The sequence below is a fragment of the Dysosmobacter sp. Phy genome (genome assembly GCF_054476235.1).
Genome location: NZ_CM136997.1, coordinates 740,335 through 767,318, shown reverse-complemented (window position 1 = coordinate 767,318; position 26,984 = coordinate 740,335). Strand labels below are relative to the sequence as shown.

General features: G+C 60.1%; 21 protein-coding genes and 1 pseudogene. 14 read left to right on the top strand and 8 right to left on the bottom strand.

Annotated features, from left to right (window positions below; all coding sequences use genetic code 11):
- Positions 1–74 precede the first annotated feature (74 nt).
- Positions 75–1,286 carry an AAA family ATPase gene (locus ACVDHE_RS03810; RefSeq protein ID WP_458885651.1) on the bottom strand — a complete coding sequence of 404 codons (1,212 nt, stop codon included), beginning with the start codon at positions 1,284–1,286 and terminating at the stop codon, positions 75–77.
- Between the two features lie 122 nt (positions 1,287–1,408).
- Here ACVDHE_RS03810 and ACVDHE_RS03805 point away from each other — a divergent pair, with 122 nt between their 5' ends.
- Together ACVDHE_RS03805 and ACVDHE_RS03800 are read left to right on the top strand one after the other, a co-directional pair.
- Positions 1,409–4,438: an RNA dependent RNA polymerase gene (locus ACVDHE_RS03805; protein ID WP_458885650.1), complete on the top strand. Its 3,030-nt coding sequence runs from the start codon at positions 1,409–1,411 to the stop codon at positions 4,436–4,438.
- Positions 4,428–5,300, top strand: coding sequence for a hypothetical protein (locus ACVDHE_RS03800; protein WP_458885649.1), 873 nt, complete (start codon positions 4,428–4,430; stop codon positions 5,298–5,300). The genes ACVDHE_RS03805 and ACVDHE_RS03800 overlap by 11 nt, the downstream gene beginning before the upstream one ends.
- Before the next feature lie 6 nt (positions 5,301–5,306).
- On the opposite strand, the gene ACVDHE_RS03795 is transcribed toward ACVDHE_RS03800, so the two are convergent.
- Both ACVDHE_RS03795 and ACVDHE_RS03790 read right to left on the bottom strand, forming a co-directional pair.
- Entirely contained in the window at positions 5,307–5,597 is a 291-nt protein-coding gene (locus ACVDHE_RS03795) for a DUF6809 family protein (RefSeq protein WP_458885648.1), read from the bottom strand.
- 432 nt (positions 5,598–6,029) lie between these two features.
- Positions 6,030–6,359, bottom strand: coding sequence for a hypothetical protein (locus tag ACVDHE_RS03790; protein ID WP_458885647.1), 330 nt, complete (start codon positions 6,357–6,359; stop codon positions 6,030–6,032).
- 384 nt (positions 6,360–6,743) lie between these two features.
- On the opposite strand from ACVDHE_RS03790, the gene ACVDHE_RS03785 reads away from it, so the two are divergent.
- Positions 6,744–8,312, top strand: coding sequence for an S-layer homology domain-containing protein (locus tag ACVDHE_RS03785; RefSeq protein WP_458885646.1), 1,569 nt, complete (start codon positions 6,744–6,746; stop codon positions 8,310–8,312).
- Positions 8,313–8,522: 210 nt separating this feature from the next.
- Here the strand turns inward: ACVDHE_RS03785 and ACVDHE_RS03780 are convergent.
- Positions 8,523–8,621 (bottom strand): annotated as a pseudogene (locus ACVDHE_RS03780) (AbrB/MazE/SpoVT family DNA-binding domain-containing protein); the annotation flags it as partial.
- A gap of 445 nt (positions 8,622–9,066) precedes the next feature.
- On the opposite strand from ACVDHE_RS03780, the gene glgB reads away from it, so the two are divergent.
- The 7 genes from glgB (at position 9,067) to ACVDHE_RS03745 (ending at position 19,197) form a co-directional block, all read left to right on the top strand.
- On the top strand, positions 9,067–10,989 hold the full coding sequence (gene glgB, locus ACVDHE_RS03775; protein ID WP_418725474.1) for a 1,4-alpha-glucan branching protein GlgB: 1,923 nt from the start codon (positions 9,067–9,069) through the stop codon (positions 10,987–10,989).
- Entirely contained in the window at positions 10,986–12,194 is a 1,209-nt protein-coding gene (locus tag ACVDHE_RS03770) for a glucose-1-phosphate adenylyltransferase (RefSeq protein ID WP_458885645.1), read from the top strand. Before glgB ends, ACVDHE_RS03770 begins: the two co-directional genes overlap by 4 nt.
- Entirely contained in the window at positions 12,191–13,303 is a 1,113-nt protein-coding gene (gene glgD / locus ACVDHE_RS03765) for a glucose-1-phosphate adenylyltransferase subunit GlgD (protein ID WP_458885644.1), read from the top strand. The genes ACVDHE_RS03770 and glgD overlap by 4 nt, the downstream gene beginning before the upstream one ends.
- A 220-nt stretch (positions 13,304–13,523) precedes the next feature.
- Positions 13,524–15,605, top strand: a complete 2,082-nt coding sequence (glgA, locus tag ACVDHE_RS03760) for a glycogen synthase GlgA (protein ID WP_418725472.1) — start codon at positions 13,524–13,526, stop codon at positions 15,603–15,605.
- A 21-nt stretch (positions 15,606–15,626) separates the two neighbouring features.
- Positions 15,627–18,056: a glycogen/starch/alpha-glucan phosphorylase gene (locus ACVDHE_RS03755; protein WP_458885642.1), complete on the top strand. Its 2,430-nt coding sequence runs from the start codon at positions 15,627–15,629 to the stop codon at positions 18,054–18,056.
- A 131-nt stretch (positions 18,057–18,187) separates the two neighbouring features.
- Positions 18,188–18,667: an RNA polymerase sigma factor gene (locus ACVDHE_RS03750; RefSeq protein ID WP_458885641.1), complete on the top strand. Its 480-nt coding sequence runs from the start codon at positions 18,188–18,190 to the stop codon at positions 18,665–18,667.
- 77 nt (positions 18,668–18,744) lie between these two features.
- On the top strand, positions 18,745–19,197 hold the full coding sequence (locus ACVDHE_RS03745; protein ID WP_458885640.1) for a hypothetical protein: 453 nt from the start codon (positions 18,745–18,747) through the stop codon (positions 19,195–19,197).
- A 55-nt stretch (positions 19,198–19,252) separates the two neighbouring features.
- Here ACVDHE_RS03745 and ACVDHE_RS03740 read toward each other — a convergent pair whose 3' ends face one another.
- Complete coding sequence (locus ACVDHE_RS03740; protein WP_418726248.1) at positions 19,253–19,468, bottom strand: helix-turn-helix domain-containing protein; 216 nt, start codon at positions 19,466–19,468, stop codon at positions 19,253–19,255.
- Positions 19,469–19,778: 310 nt separating this feature from the next.
- Between ACVDHE_RS03740 and ACVDHE_RS03735 the strand changes: the two genes are divergently transcribed.
- Positions 19,779–20,501 carry an SdpI family protein gene (locus ACVDHE_RS03735; protein ID WP_458885639.1) on the top strand — a complete coding sequence of 241 codons (723 nt, stop codon included), beginning with the start codon at positions 19,779–19,781 and terminating at the stop codon, positions 20,499–20,501.
- A 33-nt stretch (positions 20,502–20,534) separates the two neighbouring features.
- Complete coding sequence (locus ACVDHE_RS03730) at positions 20,535–21,692, top strand: DEAD/DEAH box helicase (RefSeq protein WP_213039708.1); 1,158 nt, start codon at positions 20,535–20,537, stop codon at positions 21,690–21,692.
- A gap of 55 nt (positions 21,693–21,747) precedes the next feature.
- Here ACVDHE_RS03730 and ACVDHE_RS03725 read toward each other — a convergent pair whose 3' ends face one another.
- The gene (locus tag ACVDHE_RS03725) at positions 21,748–22,257 is read right to left on the bottom strand and encodes a hypothetical protein (RefSeq protein ID WP_458885638.1); all 510 of its coding nucleotides are present in this window, start codon (positions 22,255–22,257) and stop codon (positions 21,748–21,750) included.
- A gap of 213 nt (positions 22,258–22,470) precedes the next feature.
- On the opposite strand from ACVDHE_RS03725, the gene ACVDHE_RS03720 reads away from it, so the two are divergent.
- Positions 22,471–24,174 carry a peptide ABC transporter substrate-binding protein gene (locus tag ACVDHE_RS03720; RefSeq protein ID WP_458885637.1) on the top strand — a complete coding sequence of 568 codons (1,704 nt, stop codon included), beginning with the start codon at positions 22,471–22,473 and terminating at the stop codon, positions 24,172–24,174.
- A 129-nt stretch (positions 24,175–24,303) separates the two neighbouring features.
- A complete protein-coding gene (locus tag ACVDHE_RS03715; RefSeq protein ID WP_458885636.1) occupies positions 24,304–25,314 on the top strand; it encodes a lipoate--protein ligase in 1,011 nt (336 codons plus the stop codon).
- Positions 25,315–25,392: 78 nt separating this feature from the next.
- Here the strand turns inward: ACVDHE_RS03715 and ACVDHE_RS03710 are convergent, their stop codons facing one another.
- The gene (locus ACVDHE_RS03710; RefSeq protein ID WP_418726253.1) at positions 25,393–26,055 is read right to left on the bottom strand and encodes a GntR family transcriptional regulator; all 663 of its coding nucleotides are present in this window, start codon (positions 26,053–26,055) and stop codon (positions 25,393–25,395) included.
- Positions 26,056–26,206: 151 nt separating this feature from the next.
- Positions 26,207–26,914, bottom strand: coding sequence for an MBL fold metallo-hydrolase (locus ACVDHE_RS03705; protein WP_325227351.1), 708 nt, complete (start codon positions 26,912–26,914; stop codon positions 26,207–26,209).
- Between the last annotated feature and the right edge of the window lie 70 nt (positions 26,915–26,984).

The window sequence follows — 26,984 nt, the reverse complement described above, 5'->3', positions numbered from 1 at the left end:
CCCACCAAACGAGAGCCCAGCGTAGCGGGTCCCGTTTGGAAAGGAGACAGTGTGTAATGAACGAGCTTTCGGCTTTAGCCGGAAGCGAATGATGTGGAACTACTGTCGACGCAGTGGGTCCGGGCTTCTGCCCGGAATCCGCCGGTTTCCGGCGGGGCCAAGTCCGACAAAGTCGGACGAAGGCTCTGCTTGCCCTCCCAAAGGGAGGAATCCGCGTCCCCGGCCCTCTCCGCTCCTCCAGTCGAGTGCTTAACGATAGCAGGGTCAACAGGGTCGACTGCTGGGACACCCTGGGTATCGTCACTTTCGGCACGCTGCAGCTCAATGAGCCGCCTTCCGTTGCTGCGGCGCACCACAGCGGAAATGCCGATTTTCCTTAGTGCGTCAAGGTTTTGCAGGATCTGTCTGGACACTTTCTTGGGCGAGATACGCTCCACGTCTACAGGGTCGATTTGTTCAGACAGCTCTGTGGGAGTGCCGATAAATTCGGTTCGGTCACGCATCAGTTCAGAGAGGAGATAAACGATGCGGTCGCCCAGCAGCTCCGGCTGTGTCCGGCTGTCCGACACCAACTGCCACACATTGTCACCGCTGCGTTCCAACTCCAACTCCCGGTATTCGATGTCCCGGCCCACGCAGGTCAGTCTGGCCTTGCCGCTGCCCCGCTTTTCTTCCACCAGCGTGAAGCTGGAATCCACTGCGCCGCTGATGGCGGTGGTGCCAGAGATCCGATGGAACACATCTTCCGCCTTTTCTTTCCGCAGATGGTGGATGAGCAGGATGGCAATGCCGTGCTTGTCCGCCAGCCGCTTGAGCACAGACAGATCCCGGTAGTCATTGGCGTAGGTGGCGTCGTGGATCGGACGAACCATCTGCAGGGTGTCAATGATGACCAGCACGGTGTCGGGGTGTGCGGCGACAAATGCGTCCACCTGTTCCTCCAGTCCCTGACCGATGAGGTCGCACTCGGTACAGAAGTGGACGCTGCTTGGTGCGTCCTCCGTGATCTCAAACAGCCGGTTCTGGATACGGAGGACGGAGTCCTCCAGGCAGAGATAGAGGGTGGTACCCTGCTTGGTGGTCATGTTCCAGACAGGTTCTCCCTTAGCCACCGTCACCGCCAGCCACAGGGCAAGCCAGGACTTGCCCACCTTTGGTGAGCCAGCCAGGATGTGCAGACCCTGAGAGATCAGGGTATCCACCACAAAATTGGGCGGCTCCAGCGGACGATCCATCAGGGTTCTGCCGTCTACTGTGATCAGGGGATGGTTCATTTTGTTGCTCATGTTTGGTACCTCCATTTCAAGAATTTGAATACAAAAAGCTCCCACCTCAAAAGAAGTGGGAGTAGTATTCATTTTGATTTTGAAATGGTTTGTGGTAGAATAGAGCAAACGGAGGTGAGCCAATGACGACCTATCAGATCTACGAACTCTCTGCCCGGGCGGTGATGAGCTATGCCATGGAGCAAGACGGCGTTTTCACCTTTACCCTGAACCGCAGCGCCACCGAGCACTGCAAGGTACCGGGAGCCAGGCACGAGCAGGACAGCTGCGCTATGTTCCACCAGCTGATGTACCAACTCCACGGGGAGGGCTGGCGGGAGCGTGGCGAGGAGAAGGTCACGGCTCTTTCCGATGTGTTGTTCTATATGGACTTCGCCGGCATCTTCGACCGGCGTGGAACCGGGAAGACGCAGCAGGCCCGCCGGGAGAAGGCCAGAGACATGTTCCGTCCCGAGGGGATCACTCTGGACTTCGGCAGCGGCCCACACCGCTATGTGGCTTTTGAACGCTCCGCCAGCATGAGCCGCCAGTCCCGCCTCTCCTTCATCTGGGCGGAACTGTACGAGCCCATGCGCCAGCGGATCATGCTGAATATGGAACTGGGCCGATGCCAACTCAGTAAACTCTACGCCTACAATGGTCTCATGTTCTCCAGCGGAACCCGGGTAGACGGCATCCGCATTGACAAAAATCACCGGGTCATCGTCATAGACAATCCAACCAAGAGAGTGGAGCGAGCCCCTGTCATCACCCTGCGGGAAGACAGAGAGCCGGGAACCTTCTACCGGGCAGATACACTGGAAGATCTGGACATCACCTGCTTTGACGGCGTGGGCCTCATCTCCAAAGAGTATGCGGAGGTAGTGGACAAGGCCTGCTGCGGCATCCACACCCACACCTCCTTCCAGATCCGTATGCCCTACATCAAGGGGATGCTCCATCAGGTGGATTTCAAGGATTTTTTGAAGCGCAGCGGCACCCAGAGCATCGTAGACATCTGGGGCAAGTCGCACCCTGTCCGCAATGTAGACATCATCCTCACCCGCAGTCAGTTCAAAGCCTACGGCTGGCTGCGGGAGAACAATATGACCTGGGAGGACTACTGGGACGCCTTTCGGGACTACAACCACGCCCTGTACATCACCAACCTGAGCAAGACGGAGCCGGAAAAGCTGGTGGAGCTCAACTACCAATTTCTCTCCACCCTCTCCATCCAGCCGGAGGAGTTCCGCCCTGCCGACCTGCCGGAGGGCTGGGACCACAGCCCGGAGGATGATTCCCGGCAGTGGCTGACCAAGGCCACCGAGACGTCCTACTATAACTTTCGTGCCAACGAAGCATATCAGCGAGAATATTTTCGCCGGGGCCTGAGCCAGCCCAAGGGGAGCCGCGCGCACATCATGGCCCGGGTACTGGAGAAAAATCCGAAGTTTATCCGCGAGCCTATTTACGTGGAACAGCTGGACGGACAGGCCCGGAAGATCCTCCGAGGATATGCCGTTGGGCGGTTGCTGGTGCCAGGGGACAACCGTTTTCTCTCCGGTGATCTGCTGGAGTTGCTGCGGCAGTTGATCGCGCCCCGTGTGTTCCAGTTGCCCGGTGAGCGGGACTTCTGCAACCAAGTGCTGGGAGACTTCTTCGCGGAGGACTGTTTCTTTGCTCCTGGTGCAGCCTATGACCATGAGGACAGCTGCACCCTTCTCCGCAACCCTCACATCGCCCGGAACGAGGAATTGCAGCTGTCGGTGTACCCAGAGGGAGACGACCTGCGCCAACACTACCTGGGCCACCTCACCGATGTGGTCATGGTGACCGCTGACAGTTTGGCAGCGGAGCGGCTGGGCGGCGCTGACTACGACGGCGACCTCATCAAGACCATTGCCGATCCCATCCTGAACCGCTGTGTGAAGCGGAACTATGATTACGATGTCCATCAGCAGCTCTCCAACAACGCCAACCTGCCCCTGCTGAAGATTCCCGCTCTATCAGCAGCCAAGTCCGACGCCAACGACTGGCAGGCCCGGTTTCAGACGGTGGAAAACACCTTTGCCGCCCGCATCGGACAGATCTGCAACGCAGCTTTAGACCGCAGCGTCATTGCCTACAACGACCACGCTGACCCGGAGGAGCGCAAGCGGTGCCGCCGGGACTTGGAGGCTCTGGCCATCTACAGCGGCCTGGAGATCGACGCGGCCAAGACCGGCGTGCGTCCTAACCTGGATGAATTTCTGGGTGGGCGGAAGGTGAAGCGCACTCCTTTCCTCCAGTACAAATATCTGTTGGAACGTGCGGAGGAGCGTAACCGCACCTGGTACGAGCCCACCCACCGGGAGCGTCTGGAGGCATTCTTTGCCGGGATCGACTGGGACACGGTGGACTCCCCGGTGGAGCGGTTGCCCTGGCTGGCCCGCCAGCTGGAGCGCAACACGCCGAAGGTTCAGGAGAAACCGGCAAAGGACGGCGAGTTGTTCGCTTTTGCCCAGGAACGAAGTTGGAAGAAACAGCTGAATGAGAACATTCTTTCTTCTGTCTCTGCCTTGCTGTGGGACTACGAGCACTGCCTCTCCCGCGTCCGGGCCTGCCGCGCCCCCGCCAAGGGACAGCAGCGGAAAACGGACATTGACCGCATCCTCTACGCCAGAGGACAAGAGGAACTCTGCGACAGCGACGAACTGTATGCCTTCTTCCAGCAGCTCTCCCCGGAGCGTATCGCCGCTCTGCGAAAGGAGATTGTGGAACAGCAGTGGCACCTGATGACAGAAGCACAGAGAGAAACATTCCTGCGGGAGTGGCTGCCGGAGGGAGCCAACTACTACGACCTCCTGACCGACTTCCGCCATGGCGGGTTCCGTCTGCTGGGTGATCTGGTCTGCGACAGCGACGATCTGGAGGCAGCGCGGGAACGGAAGCAGCTCCGCCGCCCGGCGGACTCCCCGGCCTTCCAGAAGATGATGGAGGCCTATCTGTCTGCCCCCTTCAGCGGCAACGAGCGGGCCGTGGTGTCCAAGGTTTGCCGCAAGCTGCTGAATAAGATTATCCGGCCCAGTCTGGCGGTACCCTATGTGGTGGCCCTGGGTAAGCGGAACCTGCTGTGGGATCTGCTGCCGGACCATATCGAGGAACATGTTCTGGAGGTGGACCATGCTGAATGAGTGGAAGGAGTTTCAGGACTACACCGGTGTGGTAAACTACACTGCCCGGAACAAGCAGGACACCACCTACCTGGGCCGGTTCACATTCGACACTATTCTGGACTTTGAGGGGCTCAACCGGGTACTGACCATCCTGGCAAGAGGATTTCTGTTTCATAATGAGAATGGCAGCCCGGTCAAAGCGCCCCGGGAACGCATCGACTATGCCAAGCGGGGCCTGTGCGCCTGGTGCAGTGTGCCGGACAGCGAAAAAGCCACGCCCCGGGAGGCGTGGCAGTTCGGCAGTGATTTTGGAAAACTCCATAGGGATTTTCCCGGCCTTGTGGAGGAAAACGGCAGTGGATGGTTTCACCGCCATGTACATCGAGTGGTGGATTTCGTGCGGGAAAATCCCGGACGGGTATCCAGCAGCGCCCAGAAGAAGTGTGCTGCCATTGAGAAAGGCTTTGACCATGCCTGGCAGGACAAGGTGATCCAGATGCAGATTCCCCTGTTCGCCCCCACCACCAAGGGACAGTGGGGCCTGCGGTTTGACAGCTTTCTGGCCCAGGCCCTGGATCTGGGGCCGCTCCGGAATAAGGAGTTGGAACTGCTGCCCACGCTGGTGGAGCAACTTCGCAGTCTCACGCCTAAGGGCGTTCCCGTGGAGATGGTGGAGACGCTGGCGGCCTACTACTTTGCCAACAAGCCGGAAGATTCCGACTGGGTGGTGCTGCCGGTGGCAAACTTTGACGCGTACTTCGGCACCACCAGCTTTGGACGGAAGTATCTTAGGCAGATCCCAAAGACCATTTTGGAGCGCTCCGAAACTGGCTTTGGATTGTGCCGGTACCGGCTGGGGGAAGCTATCGTTATTGAGTAGATAAAATCAGGCATCCATCTCCGTTTCTTCCACTGGAGATGGATGCCTGTTCGTTTCAAAATGATTCAGTTCGTTTGCCAGTTCCCACGCCAGACGGAATCCGCAGATAAAACTGTCCACGGAGCGTTCCTCCGCAATCAGGCCCTGTGCGTCCATGATCCGGAGCACCAGTTTTCTCTCGGGTTTTTCCAGGCGCTCGATGAGTTGCCGGTGACAAGTCTCGATTTCCTGCTCGGCCTCCTCCATAGGCACCGGAGTGTAAAATCTGTCATACAGTCGCTTCAGCGTATCGTGCATGTGTTTCGCCTCCTTACAGCGCAACAACATATCACAGTCTTTCAGCAAAATCCACTGTAAGTTTCGCATCATTTTTCATATGCCGTACCGCCTTGACCCCTTGCCCTGCAATCTTCTATAAATAAAAAATGTTATCGGGGAAGCCCCTATGGAATACATGACAGTGCGGGAGCTCACCGCCCACATGAGCATATCCCCCAACGAAGAATGGGCCATTTCAGGGGGCAAAAGAGAGGGTAGCGAAAGAAGATTTTTTATGGTAAAGTAAGGATACAAGTTGCGGCTGCGGCAGCTGCGGCGAAAATATCATCGGAAAGAGCCATGGCTCTTTCCGGTATGGGGAACCCCATACCGGAACATCCCTGCCTGCGGGAAATACAGGGACGGGCGCTGCTGCCCGGAAGGAGGAACTGTGAGATGAAAAAACGATTTTTAAGCCTGCTCTGCGTGCTGGCCCTCTGCCTGGGCTTGCTCCCCGTCACGGCGCTGGCGGCGGAAGAAATTAAGCTGTTTATAGGCGGTCAGCAAATCACAGAAAGCGGCTGCTATGAAAACAAAAATGGAACTTGGACAAAGGTTGACGGTACAGAACCTACCAACGGTCAGTTTTCCTATGATGCCGCCACCTTCACCCTTACGCTGAATAAGGCGGAGATTACTAACAATCAAACTGTGAATGTTGCAGAAGGTTACACCTATGACGGTAGCGTGATTGCCTTTAGTCAAACTGCCGATGTTTCTCTCAAAATAGTAGTATCCCAAGGAACGAGTACCATAACGGGAACCGGCGGGATTCGTGTAGAGTCCACGACTGGAAATGCCTCCTTGTCTATTAAGGGTTCTGGCAGCTTAGATGTCGAACCGAAAGGGAGTAATTCAGGAATTACGCTTTGTAGTTCAAAGAATACGAACCTGGATATCGACGGTGCGGATGTTACAGCTTCATCTCCTTCCCTATATGGAGTTTATCTACTATCTGATACCGCCACATCCACTTCTACTATTACGGTAAATAATGGCAGCCTGACCACCGGTGGCAATGGTAGTGTCGGAATTTACTATTATTGGTCTGGCACGAACAATGCTGGCACTTCCAGCCTGACCGTCAGCGGCAACGCAGTGGTGGATACAAGAAACAGTCAAATAATGGCTCAGAATAAGGAAACGGTTGTTCAGGTTGGTGCAGGCAGCGGTGGCAACGGAGGTATCGTCTTTAACGGCAAGAGCGGCACTGTCTACGGCGATGTGACCTTGGAGGACGACCTTGAAATTGCGAGCGACGAGACCCTGACCATCCCGGATGATTCCTCTCTTAACAGTAATGGCAAGCTGACCAACAACGGCAAGATCATCGTGGATAACGGCGGCAAGCTGGAGGGAACCATTAACGGCAGTCAGCCGCCGAAGATTACCACCGAAAGACTGAACGATGGCACGGTGAACACCAAGTATAACCAAACCCTTGTAGCCAGCGGAGATGCCACCATTACATGGAGTTCCAGCGATTTGCCTAATTGGTTGACGCTGAACAGTGATGGCACAATCTCCGGCACCCCGACAGCGGCGGGGGCTTCTACCTTTACCGTGACCGCCACCAATGCCAGCGGCAGCGACAGCAAGGAATTTACACTGACGATCAGCGAGCCCGCACCAATCTACACTATCTCCGCCGATGTTGATCCCGTTGGTGCAGGTACCGTGTCCGGCGGAGGCAAGTACACAGCGGGTACATCTGTCACCCTCACCGCTACCAACAATCCGGGCTACCGCTTCGTGGGCTGGGTGGAAAGCGGCACGACTGTGAGTACCAACCCCAACTATACTTTCGTGGCCAACAGCAACCGCAGCCTCACTACTCAGTTTGACAGGATTTCCTCCGGCGGCGGTGACAGTGATCCCACCTACTCTATCACGCTGCCCAGCCGGGTCACCGGCGGCGAACTCAAGCTCTCCCGGCGCTATGCCGAAAAGGGGGAGACCGTGACCCTGACCGCTATCCCCGACGAGGGCTACGAGCTGGACACCCTGACGGTCACTGACAGCAAGGGCAAAGAAATCGACCTAACCCATAAGGGCGGCAACGAGTACACCTTTAAGATGCCCGCCGGGCGGGTGGAGATTGAGGTCTCCTTCCGGGAGATCGCGGTGGAGCTGCCCTTCACTGATGTGCCGGAGGGCGTATGGTATGAGGACGCCGCTGCCTATGTCTATGAACACGGCCTGATGGCAGGCATCAGCGCCACCACCTTTGCCCCCGACGCTACCACCAGCCGCTCCATGATCGCCACCATCCTCTGGCGCATGGCAGGCAGCCCCGTGGTCAACTACGCCATGGATTATACCGATGTGGCTCAGGGCCAGTGGTATTCCGAGGCCATCCGCTGGGCGTCCAGCGAGGGCATTGTGGGCGGCTACGGCAACGGCCTGTTCGGCACCAATGACCCCATCACCCGTGAGCAGTTTGCCGCCATGCTGTATCGCTTCGCCCAGGAGCAGGGCTATGATGTGTCCATCGGTGAGAACACCAATATCCTGTCTTATACGGATGTGGCGGATCTCAGTGAGTATGCCATCTCCGCTATGCAGTGGGCCGTGGGCGCCGGGATCATCAACGGCACCGGCGACGGCTCCACCCTCACTCCCCAGGGCCAGGCCACCCGCGCCCAGGCGGCGGTCATGCTCATGCGGTTCTGTGAGGAATATGTGACCTGGTAAGCAGCAAACCAAGACGACAGCCCCCGTTGGCCACTGGCCAACGGGGGCTGCTTTTTGATCTTTTTCCGTTTTTTCGGGTACATGACCCCTCCCGAATGCCCACGGTAGAGCCCGCCGGTTTCGTCATGATGTACAATCCAGACCGGTTCTTTTTGCCAGATCCAGCATTCCAAAGCAGAACATCTCCCACCATGTCCATGTTGTCTGTGACGGGTCGCCCTCCCGAATGCGCATGGTGCGGCGGATCTCCTTGGGAATGACCACCCGTCCCAGGTCGTCGATCCGCCGCACGATTCCAGTTGCCTTCATATCGAAAACTCCTTTTGTCTGATTGATTTTGCTCTGCCTGCCCGCTGGCGGCAGCCCCTTGGCAAAAGCTAGTATCCGCAGGATTTGTTTGCCTATGCGGTCTCTTCCCTGGTTTCATTTGCCAGAGACGGTGCACCGCGCGATAGTAGAAAAGTGGAGGCGGACGGCTCTGCAATTTGTGAAAGCTGTGAAAAGAGATCGCAAAATTTTGACATCATCTTGAGGGAATTGACAAAAACGTCAAAATAATCCTGTTGAAATCCTGGAAAAATTAGGCGATTCAAACAACTCTTCCCCAGCTTTTTCGACAGGACCATCCTTGACGGTATTTTTTGCAGGAAGTATAATATATAAAGTAAAATCGGGTCCGAAACAAGTCATTTATCCCCTAAAAAATCAAGGAACCTGCCCGCCCCGCGGACGCGCAGGGAGAGGAGCTGCTGCCATGGCAAAGAGAGATCTAGTAGACCGTTTCCATAAGGGCGAACTGACCGACGGCTGGCGCTGGTTCGGCGCCCACCCGGAGGAAAAACGCGGAAAGGCCGGCTGGACCTTCCGGGTCTGGGCGCCTCACGCTCAGGCGGTCTCCGTGGTGGGAGACTTCAACGACTGGGACGTGTCCGCCTCTCCCCTCAAACAAAAAGGAGAGATCTGGGAGGGGTTTATCCCTGGGCTCAAGCCCTATACTGCCTACAAGTTTGCCGTCCGGGGCGCTGACGGCGCGGTCCACCAGAAGGCGGACCCCTATGGCTTCCATACAGAGACCCGCCCCGCCACCGCCAGCAAGCTGTATGACATCAGCGGCTTCAAGTGGACGGACGCGGCCTTCCGCAAGAAGAAGGCGGCCCGTCCGGTGTACCATGCGCCGCTGAACATCTACGAGGTGCATCTGGGCTCCTGGAAGAAGCGGGACAACGGGGACTTCGTGGATTACAAGGACCTTGCCAGAGAGCTGGCGGCCTATGTCAAGGACATGGGCTACAACGCCATCGAGCTGCTGCCGGTGACAGAGCACCCGCTGGACGACTCCTGGGGCTACCAGTGCACCGGATACTTCGCCCCCACCTCCCGGTTCGGCACGCCCCACGACTTCATGTGGTTCGTCAACCATATGCACAAAAACGGCATCTCCGTGCTGCTGGACTGGGTGCCTGCCCATTTCTGCAAGGACGAGCAGGGCCTGTATCAGTTCGACGGTACCTGCTGCTACGAGTACAGCGACCCCAACAAGTGGGAGCACGCCAGCTGGGGCACCCGGGTTTTCGACTACGGCCGGCCGGAGGTCAAGAGTTTCCTGTTCTCCTCCGCCCGCTTCTGGCTGGAGGAGTACCACATCGACGGATTGCGGGTGGACGCCGTGGCCTCCATGCTGTATCTGGACTATGACCGCCAGGGCGGCCCCTGGACTCCCAACAAGTACGGCGGGCACGAGAACCTGGAGGCGATCGATTTCCTCCGGGAGCTCAACGCCATGGCCTTCTCCGTGGACCCGGATGTGCTGATGGTGGCGGAGGAGTCCACTGCCTGGCCCCTGGTGACCCGGCCTGCCGACGTGGGGGGCCTTGGGTTCAACCTCAAGTGGAACATGGGCTGGATGAACGACATGTGCCACTACCTCAAGCTGGATCCCTGGTTCCGCCAGGACCACCATAAGGACATCACCTTCTCCATGATGTACGCCTTCTCCGAGAACTTCGTGCTGCCCATCTCCCACGACGAGGTGGTCCACATGAAGGGCTCCGTGGTGGGGAAGATGCCCGGTGACTACGAAAATCAGCTGCGCTGCCTGAAGGGCTTCTACGCGTACCTCCTGGCCCACCCCGGCAAGAAGCTCCTCTTCATGGGCGCCGAGATCGGCCAGTGGCACGAGTGGGACTCCGACGGCCAGCTGGACTGGTATCTGCTGGACCAGCCCATCAACCAGAAGATCCACCGCTTCTTCCGGGAGGCCAACGCCTTCTACCAGAAGAACCCGGCTCTGTGGGAGATCGACTTTGGCTGGGAGGGCTTCGAGTGGCTGGTGCCGGACGATAACCACAACAACGTGGTGGTGTTCCTGCGCAAGGACAGCAAGGGCCGCGACCTCATGTGCGCAGTGAACTTCTCCCCCAATACATATGAGGGGTACCGCATGGGCGTTCCGGCCCACCGGCGGTATGTGCCCGTGTTCAATACGGACGACCCCATTTACGGCGGTGACGGCTTCGGCGACACCTCGCCGGTGCCGGTGGAGGCCATTCCCTCCCACGGGCGGGAGCACTCCGCCGCCATCCGCATCCCCGCGTTTGGCGCGGTGTTCCTGCGGGGTGAGGGAACCTTCCCCAAGCCCAGGAAGAAACAACAGGCAAAGGAGATGGAGAAAAAATGAAAAAAGAGTGTATCGCCATGTTGCTGGCGGGCGGCCAGGGAAGCCGCCTCTACGTTCTCACCGGCGATATGGCAAAGCCCGCCGTGCCCTTCGGCGGCAAGTACCGCATCATTGACTTTCCTCTTTCCAACTGCACCAACTCCGGCATCGACACGGTGGGCGTCCTGACCCAGTACCGTCCTCTGGAGCTCAACAGCTACATCGGCAGCGGCATTCCCTGGGACCTGGACGGCACCACCGGCGGTGTCCACATCCTGCCGCCTTATCAGGGCAGCAAGGGCGGCACCTGGTACAAGGGTACTGCCAACGCCATCTACCAGAACATCGGCTTCATCGACCTGTATGATCCGGACTACGTGGTGATTCTCTCCGGCGACCACATCTACAAGATGAACTACGCCAAGATGGTGGAGCGCCACAAGGCCGCCGGCGCCGCCTGTACCATCTCCGTTATGGAGGTGCCCTGGTCCGAGGCGCCCCGCTTCGGCATCATGAGCGTGGATGAGAACGACCTCATCACCGAGTTCGCGGAAAAACCCAAGGAGCCCAAGAGCAACCTGGCGTCCATGGGCATCTATGTGTTCTCCTGGAAGGCTCTGCGCAAGTACCTGACGGAGGACGAGGCCAACCCCAACTCTGAAAACGACTTCGGCAAGAACGTGATCCCCGCCATGCTGGGCAACGGCGAGGTCATGGCCGCCTACCGCTTTTCCGGTTACTGGAAGGACGTGGGTACCCTGGAGAGCCTCTGGGACGCCAACATGGATATGCTCTCTCCGGAGTCCGGCCTGGACCTGCTGGATGAATCCTGGCCCATCTATGCCCGGTCCGTCAACGCGCCGCCGGCTTTTCTGGGCCGCGGGTCCCATGTCAGCCACAGCGCCTTCAACCGCGGCAGCGTCATCGAGGGCGTGGTGGAGAACTCCGTTCTCTCGCCCAACGTGATTGTGGGTGAGGGTGCCAAAGTCAGCTATTCCGTGCTGCTGCCCGGCGTCACCGTGGAACCCGGCGCCGTGGTGAAGTATGCGATCCTGGGTGAAAACTGCCGCATCGGCGAGGGCTGCCAGGTGGGCGGCGCGCCGGAGGATGTCCTGCCCGACTCCTGGGGGCTGACGGTCCTGGCACCCGGCTGCCAGGTGGAGAACGGGCGGAAGGTCCGGCCCGGCATCATGCTGGACCGAAACGGTGAGGAGGTGTCCAAATGAACGGTATGCACGGCATCATCTTTTCCTACGAAAAGCGCAACGACCTGCGGGAGCTGGAGGAGATCCGCTCCGCGTCCTCCGTGCCCTTCGGCGGCCGCTACCGGGCGGTGGATTTCTCCCTGTCCAATCTGGTCAACGCCGGTGTCACCGACGTGGGCATCGTGCTCCATGGCCATTACCAGAGCCTGCTGGACCATCTGGGCACCGGCAAGGACTGGGACCTGAGCCGCAAGCGCGGCGGGTTGAAGCTGCTGCCGCCCTTCGCCTTCAAGGAGAAGTACGGCGAGGGGGCCTTCCGGGGCAAGATGGAGGCTCTGGCCGGAGTCCGCTCCTATTTGCAGGAGATCCGCCGGGACTATGTGGCGCTGATGGACGGTGACCTGGTGGTGAACCTGCCGCTGACGGAGATCTTTGAACAGCATCTCAAGAGCGGCGCCGATATCACCGTGGTCTGCGGCAACGACAGCTTCCGGACTGAGAACGGCACCTATTTCGAGCGGAACAAGGAGGGGCGGATCACCGACGTCCTCTACCACCTCCACACCCCCAGGGGCTACCGGGGCCTGGAGGTCTACATCCTCTCCACCAAGCTGCTGCTGGAGCTGGTGGACGAGTGCGCCAGCCACGACCAGTTCAGCTGGCGGCGGGATGTGCTGCAGGCCAGAAAGGATACCCTCTATCTCAACAGCTACGTCTGGGGCGGCTTTGCCGCGCAGATCCGCTCCGTGCAGGAGTACTATGACCGCAGCATGCAGCTGCTGGACCCCGCCATCCGGGCGGAGCTGTTCTGCCCCGAGCGGCCCATCCGGGCCAAGGGCACCGACAAGTGCTCGTCCTACATCGGGCCGGACGGCCGCTGCATCAACTCTCTGGTGGCCGACGGCTGCAGCATCGAGGGTGTGGTGGAGAACTCCATCCTCTTCCCCGGTGTGGTGGTGGAGGCCGGCGCCGTGGTGCGCAACTGCGTGCTGTTCAAGGAGACGGCGGTGCGCCGCAATGCGGAGGTATCCTATCTGATTGCCGACAAGAACGTGGAGGTCCTGGCGGACCGGACGCTGATGGGCCACAGTTCGTATCCCATCGTGCTGGCCAAGGGCAGCGTCATCTGAGGCGGGGCAGAGCGCCCTGCCTCTGACGGTGCGGCCTGCGGGCCGGAAGTGAACCATTGTTAGGGACGAGGCGTTTTCGCCGCCGAAGGGCGGGATGCCCTGGCGGCGGCGAAAACGCCCGCATTTTTGTGTGTTTGTGTGGGAGGACCCGGCGGGACCGCAGCGGCCCCGGCCTGTTTTCCCGGCCCGTTTCCCACGGGCCGAAAGAAAGGAGTGGACCATGAAGATTTTATATGCGACCAGCGAGGCGGTGCCTTTTTGCAAAACCGGCGGTCTGGCGGATGTGGCGGGCTCTCTGCCTCCGGCTCTGGCTGCCAGCGGCGCTGAGGTGGCGGTGGTGCTGCCCCTGTACCAGAAGGTGCGGGAGCGCTACGGCCATGAGCTGAACTTCCTCTGCTACGACTATGTGGACCTGGCCTGGCGCCACAGCTACTGCGGATTGTTCTCCCTGGAGCGGGACGGCGTGACGTGGTACTTCCTGGACAACGAGCAGTATTTCAACCGGCCGGATCTGTACGGCTACATGGACGACGGCGAGCGTTTCGGCTTCTTTGCACGGGCCGTGGTGCAGATGCTGGACCACATGAAGTTCTGGCCGGAGGTCATCCACTGCAACGACTGGCAGACCGCCCTGGTGCCCGTCTATCTGAAGGACGACGGTGTGCGGATGGACCGCTACCGCTCCATCCGGACGGTGCTGACCATCCATAACATCGAGTATCAGGGCCGCTACGGCAAGCAGACTCTGGGCGATCTGTTCGGCCTGGACCACGGCTGGGCTGACGACGGCACCATCCTCATGGACGGCGACGTGAACCTGCTCAAGGGCGCCATCCTCTGCGCCGACGCGGTCAACGCCGTGTCTCCCACCTATGCCAATGAGCTGAAGATGCCCTTCTTCGCCCACCGGCTGGACGGCATCATGCGCCAGTGCGGCTACAAGGTCTCCGGCGTGCTCAACGGCATCGATATGCAGCGCTACAACCCCGCTACCGATCCCCACATCGCCGCCAACTACTCCGTGAGCGAGATGAGCGGCAAGGAGCGGTGCAAGGCGGAGCTGCAGAAGATGATGGGCCTGCGGGAAGAGCCCTACACCCCCATCGTGGGCATGGTCAGCCGTCTGGTCAGCCACAAGGGCCTGGACCTGCTGTGCGAGGTGATCCACGACCTGATGGAGATGCCCATGCAGCTGGTGATCCTGGGCAAGGGCGACCGGAAGTACGAGGAGTTCTTCAACTGGGCTGCCCAGCAGTATCCCGGCCGCATGGCGGTGCGCCTGGACTACAACGAGGATCTGTCCATGGCCATCTACGCCGGCGCCGATCTGTTCCTGATGCCTTCCAAGAGCGAACCCTGCGGCCTGAGCCAGATGATCGCCATGCGCTACGGCACCGTGCCCATCGTCCGGGAGACCGGCGGCCTGAAGGATACCGTCCAGCCCTACGAGGCCTGGCGGGACGCCGGCAACGGATTTACCTTTGCAAATTACGCAAGTGGTGATATGCTGTATGTGGTCCGTGAGGCCGTGTATCTGTACAAGGACTATCCCGACGCCTTCGGCCGCCTGCGCCAGCGGGCTATGGAGTGCGACTTCAGCTGGGCACGGAGCGCCGGGGACTACCTGCGGATCTACGCCTCTGTCACGGGCCAGACCTGGCCGCCTCAGACCCCCGAAGCGCCCCCTTTTGAGTCTGCTCCGGCGGAGACGCCGGTGACGGAGGCTCCCGCCGAGGCCGCGCCTGTGGAGGAGCCTGCCGCCGAACCTGCTCCCGCGGAGGCACCTGCCGCCGAGGCCGCTCCCGCCGCGGAGAGCGTCCCCGCCGAAGCCGCGCCTGCGGAGGAACCGCCCGCCGAGGCCAAAAAGCCGACCGCAAAGACTGCGGCCAGGAAGTCCGCAGCGAAGAAATCCGCCGCCAAAAAGGCGGAGGCCCCCAAGAAGCCCGCTGCCAGAAGGACTTCCAAAAAGACGGAGAATCCCAAGGAGGAAACCACTAAGGAGGAGGCGTCCGTCTCCGCAGAAGTTCCCAAAGAGGAGAGCGCTCCGGAGAAGGCGCTGGCTGTGAAGCCGGAGTCTGCCCTGGCCGTCAAGAAAGAGAGCTCCAAGGCCCTGACGGTGAAAGAGGAGGGGCCCAAGGCGCTGACCGTCCAGGAGGAAAAGGCAGCCCCTGAAGCGGAATCTGCTCCGAAGGAGACTCCTGCGGAGAAGCCCGCCAAGAAGGCTGCCGGGAAGAAACCCGCCGCAAAAAAGACCGCGGCCAAAAAAGAGACCAGCCAGAAGAAAGGACCCGCCGGCAAGTAAAAGGGCGGAGCGAGAGGATTCATGAAGAAATTTACCACCAAGTCACTGGAAGAAGAACTGTCCGCCAAGCTGATGCTGCACTTCGGCAAGACGGCGGAGGAGGCGCTCCCCGGCGAGATGATGCGGGCCTGTGCCCTGACGCTGCGGGATGTAATGGCACTGCGGGAGGTCGAGACCCGCAGAAAGACCCGCAAGGAACAGAAAAAGCAGGTCCACTACCTGTCTTTGGAATTCCTCATGGGCCGCAGCCTGATGAAGAACGCCTACAACCTGGGGATCCTGCCTCAGCTGCGGCAGGCGCTGGAGAACATGGGCTTTAAAGCGGCAGATATCTTTGAGATCGAGCCCGACGCGGCGCTGGGCAACGGCGGCCTGGGCCGTCTGGCCGCCTGCTACCTGGACTCCATGACCACCCTGGAGATCCCGGCCACCGGCTATTCCATCTGCTATGAGCTGGGCATCTTCAAGCAGAAGATCGTGGAGGGCCAGCAGGTGGAGCTGCCGGACAACTGGAAGGACCTGGGCGCCGCCTGGCTGCTGCCCAAGCCTGCTGAGGCCCAGGAGGTCCGCTTCGGCGGCAAGGTCCGGGAATTCTGGGACAACGGCCATCTGCACATTATCCATGAGGATGCCACCGTGGTCCAGGCGGTCCCCTGCGACATGGAGATCGCCGGCTACGGCACGGAGCACGTCAATGTCCTGCGGCTGTGGGACGCCCGGTCCACCAAGCCGGTGGACATGTCCCTGTTCTCCCGGGGCGAGTATCTCAAGGCCGCCGAGGAGGAGGCCATGGCGGAGACCATCGCCAAGGTCCTCTACCCGGAGGACAATCATCTGGAGGGCAAGTCCCTGCGGCTCAAGCAGCAGTACTTCTTCGTCTCCGCCACCATGCAGTCCATCGTGGCCAAGCACCTGGAGACCTGCGGCACCCTCCACAACTTCCATGAGAAGAATGTCATCCAGATCAACGACACCCACCCGGCCCTGGTGATCCCGGAGCTGATGCGGCTGTTCATCGATGACGCCGGCATGGACTGGGACGAGGCGTGGCGCATCACCACCCAGTCTGTGGCCTACACCAACCACACCGTTCTGGCGGAGGCCCTGGAGCGCTGGCCCCAGAACCTCTTCGAGCACTTCCTGCCCCGGATCTGGCAGATCACTCTGGAGATCTCCCGCCGCTGGCAGGAGAAGGTGGAGGACTTCTACCACGATCCCCGCAAGACGGAGAAAATGGCCATCGTCTGGGGCGGCGAGGTCCGCATGGCGAACCTGTGCATCGCCGGCGGAATGGCTGTCAACGGCGTCAGCGGCCTCCACTCCGAGATCCTGCGCAAGGATGTGTTCCGGGACGCCTGCGGTATGGAGCCATGGAAGTTCCGCAACGTCACCAACGGCATCGACCACCGCCGCTGGCTCAGTGAGATCAATCCCCGGCTGGACAGCCTCATCAAGGAACTGACTGGCGGAGACGAGTACCTTCTGCACCCCCAGGCGTTGAAGAAGCTGGACGCCTTTGCCGACGACCGGACCGTTCTGGATCGGCTGGCCGAGATCAAGCTGGCCAACAAACGGGATTTCGCCGCCCATGCCAAAAAGACCCGGGGCGTGATCCTGAATCCGGACGCCATCTTCGACGTGCAGGTCAAGCGCCTGCACGAATACAAGCGGCAGCTTTTGAATGTGCTGCACATCATCGCGCTGTATCAGCGGCTGCAGGATGATCCCAATGCCATCACCCAGCCTCACACCTTCCTCTTCGGGGCCAAGGCGGCCCCGGGCTACGCCGTGGCCAAGCGGATCATCCACCTCATCAACTCCCTGGCCGACCAGATCGACCACGATCCCATCTGCAAGGACAAATTGCAGGTGGTGTTCCTGGAGAACTACCGGGTCTCCCTGGCGGAACAGCTGATGCCCGCCAGCGAGGTCTCCCAGCAGATCTCCACCGCCGGCAAGGAGGCCAGCGGCACCGGCAACATGAAGTTCATGATGAACGGCGCCCTGACCATCGGCACCCTGGACGGCGCCAACGTGGAGATGCACCAGCTGCTGGGCGACGAGAACATGTTCCTCTTCGGCCTGCACTCCGACGAGGTGGAGCAGATGAAGCGGGAGGGCTATGTGCCCCAGCGGATCTACAACCGCTCCCCGGTGCTCAGCCGCTGCCTGGATGCCCTGCGCAACGGCTTCCGGGACGGCGTGCGCTACGACGATCTGTACCAGCGGCTGCTCTTCGGCGCCGGCGGCAGCCCTGCCGACGAGTATCTGCTGCTGGCGGATTTCGACAGCTACTGCCAGGCCTCCGACCGGGTGGTCCGGACCTATGCCGACCCCGTTCAGTGGAACCGCATGAGCCTGCACAACATCGCCCGCAGCGGCGTCTTTGCCGCCGACCGGGCTGTGGCGGAGTATGCGGACAACATCTGGCGGGTGCCCCACAGAAAATAAGCCCGATGCGGCGGAGCCGGTTTTTCCGGCTCCGCCGAAAAAATATCCCCCGGCCCGGGATTTTTTTCGGCGCCGGGGGATATTCCTGATAGAAAGGCCTTTCCACTCTGGAGCAAACGAGGTGAGACAAGTTGACGGACGCGGAATTCCGCCTGGCGGTGGAACGATATGGGGATATGCTGTTTCGGCTGGCATACAGCTGCACCCGCAGCCGGGCGGATGCGGAGGACGTGATGCAGGAGACACTGCTGAAGCTCTACACAGCCCAAAAAGCATTTGAATCAACGGATCACGAGAAAAACTGGCTGGTCCGGGTGGCGGTGAACGAGTGCCGGCACCTGCTGCGGACACCCTGGCGGCGCCGGACCGGGCCTCTGGAGGAGGCGGCGGATACGCCGGTGTGGGACACACCGGCCCAAAGCGAGCTGTTTCGCCAGGTGATGGCCCTGCCGCCTAAGTACCGGGCGGCCATTTACCTCTATTACTATGAGGGCTACGCCGTCCGTGAGATCGCCGCCCTGCTGGGAGCGAAAATTTCCACCGTCCAGACCTGGCTCCTGCGGGCCAGAGGGCAGCTGAAACTGAGATTGAAGGAGGCTGAAAGCCAGTGATTGACGAAAAACTGTATCGCGAGACCTTTTCCAGGCTGCGGGCCTCTGAGAAGGCAAAAGAGGAGGTCTTTTACAAAATGAAAAACAAAACCCACGCCCGGCGCCTGCCGAAGCTGCTGCGGACGGCAGCCATCGCCGCCGTGATGGCGATGGCCCTGGCCGTCACTGCCGGAGCGGTGAACTATGCCACGGACGGAGCGCTGTTCCGCCAATTCCGGATCATTGCCTGGTCGGGAGAGGATACCCTGCTGGCCCAGGATGAGGAGGGGAATCAGGTCCATATTACCGTGGACAGCGATGCGCAGCATTTGGTTACCCGGGAGAACGGGCGGCTGATCCTCCATGCGGACCAGGATATCGATATCACCGAGGCGCTGGAGGAGACCGGGGCATACCACTATACCTATGAGGTGCTGACCGTCTGGGAGGATGGCAGTCAGGAGACCCGGACCGTCACCATCGATGTCACCGGTGATCTGGATGACTGGACTGTCACCCGCGGCAGCGGCGCCCCGGAAAGGACGGCGTGAGTGCCGGGCTGAAAAAATAGAAAACGCGGACAGGAACGCTCTTCCTGTCCGCGTTTTACCGTTCTTTTGACAGCCCCAACAGATAGTCTGTGCTGACCCCGTAGTATTTGCTCAGCGTGATCAAATGGTGGATGGGCAGCTCATTTGCGCCGCGCTCATAGCGGGCGTACATGGTCTGCGACGTCCCCAGCACCTGGGCGATTTGTGTTTGCGTTTTGTCGGCATCCTCACGCAGATCCCGGAGGATCCGCACGTAGTCCATGTCGGTCATTGGTTGACCCTCCAATCCCATGGGATTTTGCGTTCGCTTACTAATGTAGCATAAAAACAGGGAATCCTTCCATCACAATACAAAATTTTACTACAAAAAATAGAAAAAACAGACAAAATAGAGGAAGATTTTGACTATTGTTACAAATAATGGACGAAAACTTTGCGTAAATGAACCACCGTGAAGCGAGGAAAACGGGCGGCTCTGCCAGAGAATACTTTACAATCCTTATTTTTATGGATATAATATCATTCATATGTACTTTTCTGCCGAAACGGCTGGATTTTCAAAGGAGGGACCCGCCCGAGCCATGAGCAAACAGAAAAAGAAAGCGGCCCTGAGCCGGGAAGACGAGATGACAGGGGCCAAGCTCTTCGGCAAGCATGCCTCAGTGGAAAAGCGGCGGGCGCTGCTGGCCGTGACACTGGCGGTCTGCGCGATGCCCATGCTGCTGGGGTGGCGCTTTTGGAGTGAGATTCCCAGAGTTGTGGAGACCGGGCTGATCGGCCCTGGAGGGCAGGACGACTCTCTGCCGCGGTGGATGGTGGCGTTTGGGATGCCGGCCTTTATGTGCCTGATGGACGCGATTACCCACATGCAGCTTCATCTGAACCAAAAGCGCATGACCATTCCGGCTGCGCCGGTGCGCCTGCTGGGGCGGTGGGGATTTCCCGTTTTGTCCGTCATTTTCTGCAGCTGGCTGATTTTCCATTCTGCCGGACAGAAAATGCTGCAGCTGTCTTTTGTCACTCCCTGTGCGCTGGGTCTGCTGTTGCTGCTGCTGGGATCCCATATGTTTGACTGTCCCCTGGACAGCCGCCTGGCGCTGCGGTTTTCCGGCCTGGAGGAAAACCCCCTCCAGTGGAAGGCGGTTCACCGCTTTGCCGGATGGATCTGGATGCTGGCGGGTTTGGCGTTGATCGCCTGGACAATGGCCGTGGGAAGTCTCTCGCTGGTTATGCCGGCCGTGGTGCTGGCGGCCTTTGCGGTGCCCTGGATCTTTGCCCGCAGCCGCAGCGGAAAGATGGATTGAAGAGAAAATCGAGAAAATAAGGAAGTAACGACTATGGAATATACACAGGGCGTCCGGTTTGATACGCTTTCCCTGTCTCCGGAGATCATGCGGGCCATTGAAAAGCGGGGGATCGAGGTGTCCACGCCGGTCCAGGCGGGCTGCATCCCGCCCATGATGGACTGGCAGGATGTGATTGCCAAGGCGCCTACCGGCACCGGCAAGACCTTTGCCTACGGCATTCCCATCGTGGAGCACGTAGACCCGGAGGACGAGAGTGTCCAGGCGGTGATTTTGGCGCCCACCCGGGAGCTTGCCATCCAGATCACTGACGAACTGCGGGACCTGGCGGAGTTCAAGCCCGGCGTCCGTACCGTCTGCCTTTACGGCGGCCAGCCCATCGGCAGGCAGATCGACACGCTGAAAAAGCGCCCCCAGATCGTGGTGGCCACGCCGGGACGGCTCAGCGACCACATGAAGCGCCGCACTGTCCGGGTGGACACGGCAAAGACCGTGGTGCTGGACGAGGCGGACCGGATGCTGGACATGGGCTTCATCCACGACGTGACCCGCCTGCTGGACAAGATGAACAAGCGCAAAAACCTGGGCCTCTTCTCCGCCACCATTTCCCGGGAGGTCATGGACATCGCCTGGGTCTACCAGCGCGACGCGGCGGAGATCACCGTCCGGGAGGACGAGCAGAACAAGCCGGACATCAAGCAGTTCCGCATGGAGGTGCCCCAGAACGAGAAGGCCGACGCCATTGCCCGCATCCTGGAGGAGACCGGCTTCGACCGGTGCATGGCCTTCTGCAACACCAAGGGCTCCACAGAGCGGATCGCAAAGTTCCTGCAGATGCTGGGTGTGGACGCCGAGTGCATCCACGGCGATATCCCCCAGAAGCGCCGGGAGCAGGTCATGGACCAGTTCCGCCAGGGCAAGCTGCGGGTGTTCGTCTCCACCGACGTGGCGGCCCGGGGCATCGACGTGGACGACGTGGACATCGTGTTCAACTGCGACGTGCCCGACGAGAACCAAGACTACGTCCACCGGATCGGCCGCACCGGCCGGGCCAAGCGCCAGGGCGTGGCGGTGACCTTCATCTCCGACTACCCCGCCAAAATGCGCATCGACGACATCGCCCAAAAGACCCGGAACGAGATCGTCCCGGTGAAATTCGGCGAGGACGGCAAGCTGACCGTAGTAGAATAAAAGAGCGCCGGAAACCATGCGGTTTCCGGCGCTTGTTGCTGCGCGGGGCGGTCCATCAGGACGCCAGCAGGGTCTCCAGCTGGCTCCAGAACTCCTCCGGAGTGAAGGTGAGGATGTCGTAGGTGTTCTTCTCCGTCAGCAGCCAGCCGTCGCTGGTGAGAGTAAACTGGTCCTCTCCGGCGATAAAAACACAGCTGTCTTTCGACGGGGTGGTGTCAATGGTACCAGTGGCCCGCTTCACCTTGGCCTGGTCCAGCAGATCCAGCAGCGCCTCCCGCTGCTGGTCGGTCAGGACCTGGGGGGACGCTCCGTCCAGACAGGCCTCCACAGTCTCCGCCGTCCGCAGGGCGGAGGGCGTCACCGACGAGGCGCTAAGATCGGACAGGCGCAGCATCAGCAGCAGCGCCGCCACAAAAAAGATCACCACGGCCAGGCTCTTGGGCCGGTTATTCTTCAGAAACCGCCGGGAAAGGGCTTGGTTGACTGCCTGGACCTCCGGGTCCTCCATGGCGGCGCGCAGGTCCTCCGCGGTATCCGGCTTCTGGAAATTGTCCTTGTCTCCCATGGGGAATTCCTCCTTGCCGATCGGGTTTTCTTGAGTATACCACGGGGCGGCGAGTTTGTGAACAAACCTTAAAATTTGTAATTTTTTGTTACTTTTTCCGTGAAAGAACTTTACAAGGCTGCGAAAGTTCTTTATAATGTCTTTGCTTTGGAAGCTGTGAGGGTGCCGCGGAGCCGGCACCTCTTCTTTACTCCCAGGAAAGGAGCGATATGAATGAAGAAACAAATGCGATGGGCGTGCGCGCTGCTGACGGCGGCGCTGTGCCTGAGCCTGCTGGCCGGATGCAGCGGCGGGGAGGAGGGCATGGATCTGTTCGTGTGTGTCGGTGCGGCGCCGGAGAGCCTGGACCCCACCTATGCAGTCAGCGCCGCGGACCAGACGATCCTGACCCACCTGTATGAGAACCTGATGCAGGCGTCCGTGGATGAAAACGGCGCCCTGACGGCGGTCAGCGGCATGGCGAAGAGCGCCGAGTCGGAGACTGACGTGGATGGCAACGTCACTTGGACCTTCCGCCTGCGCAGCGCAAAATGGTCTGACGGGAAGAAGGTCACGGCCGACGATTTCGTTTACGCCTGGCAGCGCCTGGCGGACCCGGAGCGGAATTCCCCCTATGCTTCGCTGCTGTCCATTGTGGCGGGCTATGAGGAAGCTCGGGCCAGCGGAGATATGAGCCTGCTGCGGGTGAGTGCTGAGAACGACTCCACTCTTGTGGTGGTACTGAACGGCAATTACGAGTGGTTCCTGACGCAGGTGTGCACGGCGACCGCTACCATGCCGCTGCGGCGGGATCTGATGGAGCGGTGGGAGCCGGAGGAGACCGGGGAGGATCAGGAGCAGTCTGCGGAAGAGGCTGAGAGCACGGCGGAGACGGAAGAGGCGCTTTGGTGGAGTGACGTGTCCGCCCTGGTGACCAACGGCCCTTACCAAGTCAGCGGCTATACCCGGGACGAGAGCCTGACGGCTACAGTCTATGAGGACTATTACGGCCGGCTCAAGGGCCCGGAGACGCTGACGTTCCGCTTTGCGGACACTGCGGAGGAGGCCTGGGCCCTGTATGAGGCGGGAACTGTGGATTTTGTGGGCGAACTGCCTCAGGAGCAGCTGGAGCTTCGGGCGGCGGACCAGACAAAGTCGCTGACAGCGGAGCTGAGCACCTATGCGGTGGTGCTCAACTGCGCCCGGGATCTCTTCGATGAGGCGGAGGTGCGCCGGGCGCTGACACTGGTCCTGGACCGGAATGCCCTGGCCCAGGCGGCGGGCACGGACGCCCGGGCGGCGGAGGGCCTGGTGCCTCCGGATGTGCCGGATAGTGACGGCACGGCCTTCCGGACGGACAGCGCTCTGCTGGACAACGACCCCAATCACTACGCCGACGCCTGCGCCCAGGCGGCGGAGCTGCTGTCCCAGGCCGGTTACGACGGCGGCCGGGGACTGGGGGATCTGGAATACCTGTATGTGGACGACGGTGCCGGCGCCGCGGCTGTGGCCCAGGCTCTGTGCCAGATGTGGAACCAGAAGCTGGACCTGCGGGTGACGGCCCGGGCCGTCACAGAGGAGGAGTTGTCCCAGGCTCTGGCGGAGGGCACGTTCACCCTGGCCGGAGTGGAACTGCGGGCGGTGGCCAACGATCCGGAATGCTTTTTGATGCCATGGGTCTCCAAAAGCGGGGAGAATATTGCAAATTATGCCAACAGCGCCTATGATACGCTGCTGTCCATCATCGCCAGCGCTCAGGACAGTACCGCCCGCAGCGGCTGCCTCCATGATGCGGAGGCCCTGCTGCTGGAGGAGGGCGTGGTGGCGCCTCTGTACACCACTGTTACCGGCTGGCAGCTGCGGGATACCCTGACAGGCCTGTGGCGGGACGGCCGCGGCTGGTTCCGCTTTGCCAGTGTCGTGGTCAGGAGCGTGTGAGGGTCTGTCGATCCATATAAAAAGCCGCGGCGCCTGTCAGGCGCCGCGGCTTTTTTCGTGCAGCAGTTGCCGGAAAGAGGGGAGATGTGTATAATGAGAGGACAAGACCCTTATAGAAAGGAGCATCCCATGCGATCTCAAACCCATTACCTGGAGACCGGCTCCCGGGATCCCGCCTACAACCTGGCTCTGGAGGAGACAGTGCTGCGCCGCCGTATTCAGGGCGACTATCTGCTGCTGTGGCAGAACGACAATACCATTGTTATCGGCCAGAATCAGAACGCTGAGGCGGAGATCAACCGGGCCTTTGTGGAGACTCACGGCATCCGCGTGGTACGGCGGACTACCGGCGGCGGTGCCGTGTATCACGACCTGGGAAATCTGAATTACTCCTTTATTACCGACGCCGGCGATGCCGAGCGGCTGACCATGGAGCGCTTTACCCGTCCGGTGGTGGAGGCGCTGCGGGGGCTGGGCCTCCAGGCGGAGGCCTCCGGCCGCAACGACATCCTTGTGGAGGGCCGCAAGGTCTCCGGTACGGCCCAGCGCCTGTTGGGAAAGCGCATCCTGCATCACGGTACGCTGCTCTTTGACGCAAACCCGGAAATGGTGGCCGGTGCGCTGAACGTGGATCCCACCAAGTTCCAGTCCAAGAGCTCCAAGTCCGTACGCAGCCGTATCGGCAACATCCGTACCTTTTTGAAAGAGGACATGGATCTGCCGGCCTTCTGGGCCTATCTGAAGGAGGCGCTGGCGGGCGACGGATTGACGCCGGACAGTCTCACGGCGGAAGAACTGGCTGAAGTGGAGGAGCTGCGCCGGGAGAAGTATGACACCTGGGAATGGACGTTCGGCCGGTCTCCGCGATACAGTATGACCAACTGCCGCCGCTGGGACGGCGGATCTCTGGAGCCCCATCTGGAAGTGGAGAAGGGGCTTATCAGCGGTATCGTGTTTTACGGAGATTTTTTGGCGCTGCGTTCTCTGGAGCCGGTGACGGGGGCGCTGCTGGGGTGTCCCTTCCGCCGGGAGGCGGTGGCCGCGGTCCTGGATCGATTTCCGCTGTCCCAGTATTTCGGAGCCATTACCCGGGAGGAGATTCTGGATACGCTGTTCCACCCGGCTGGTGAGGACGAATGATCCATATTGGACCATACACTTTGAAGAATATTCAAACGGTGCCCTTTCCGACTTGGAAAGGGCACCGTTTGTGTGTGATCATTTGGAATTGAAGGCCCGGTACAGGTCCAGCAGATCGTAGCAGCTGTTGACATGGGTCTGAATGGCGGAGGAGAGCAGCAGCTCGTCTCCGGTAGCCAGAGCGTCCACCATCTGCACGTGGTGCTGAAGCGTCATCTCCCGATGGCGGTCCGGCTGATTGGTGCGGAAAAAGAAATAGAAGATGGCGGCCACAGACCAGTTGGCCTTGTACAGCTCCAGCAGCTGCTTGTTTCCTGCCAGTTCAATATACTTGGAGTGGAAACGAAACTCCACATTTTCCGCTTCGGCATCCCCCTTTTCGTAGGCGCCGTGAAATCCATCCAGCATCCTGCGCAGTTCCGTCAGGGTCTCCGGCTGGGCGGCCACTGTTCGCAGCGCACCGGATATGGCATAGAGCTCCATCATTTTGCGGACTTCCAGCACATCCTGCACCTGCTCGGGAGACATTTTTGCCACCACCATGCCCCGGCGGGGAATGGCCTCAACCAGGCCAAGCGATACCAGCCGGTTGATGGCGGAGATCACTGGCGTGCGGCTGATGCCGAGAGAGTCTGAAATCTCCTGGGTGGTGAGCTTTGTGCCAGGGGGGTACTCCCCGCTCTGGATACGGGCGCGGATCTCATTGAGGGCATAATCCAGCATCGATCCGGTTGGCTTCACGGCAGGTCCCTCCTTGTCAAAAATGGTGCGCGGTCCAAACGACGCGCACCTTCGTTACGTTTTTTCTATTATAGAGGAAAAACGCCAAAAAGTAAATGCAAATTTTGCCTCTTACAAGGTAAATCTCACAAAACCTTTATGGCGCTGACCTTTAGTCAAACGTTTCCTCCTGCAGGGGCTCCAGCAGCAGCCGTGCATCGGGAATGGTGATGAGTTTGCCCAGAGCCCGCCGGGCGGCCAGCCGATAGCCCCAGCGGTCATCCTCCTGAAAGGGCAGATGCCAGATCAGCAGATGGCGGGGCCGGATGCTCTCGATAACAGCTCTGCCCCGGGGAAGAGTCAGCCAGGGAAAATTCAGGATGGCCAGATCGATGGGCTCGCCGCCTACGAATTTCACCAGCGCGGGGCTGGCTACGGCGCAGTCGCCCGCCAGCAGCACCCGGAAATCCCCGCTCCGGAGAATACAGCCGTAGTTGGCAACACGGGCGTACTGGGCGCCCTCGTGGGGCAGGGGGGCGAAGCGCAGCTCCAGACCCGCAAGGCTCATGCGGCTTTCGCCCTCCAGCAGGATCTGATCGGGTAAATGGGGCTCTGGCAGTACCAGTTTTGCCCGGGGCCACAGCCGCTGGGCCTCCTTCAGCAAAGGGATGGAGCAGTGGTCGGGGTGGCAGTGACTGCACAGGATCAGGTCCGGGTCGTAGAAGGCCCGGGTCTGCTCAAGAGCCGCCATCAGAGCGGGAGAAATGGTGGAAAATCCGGGAACCTGCTGGCGGTGCATGGCGTCGTACCAGATGCGGGCGGGCCCCAGTGCCAGCGCGCCGCCGGCGTTGGCGCTGAGCGTGACGGTACAATGAGACATGGGAGAACTCCTCTTTTCTATTATCGGTAAAGATCCCTGCATTTTGAGTACAAAATGCAAAATTCAATTT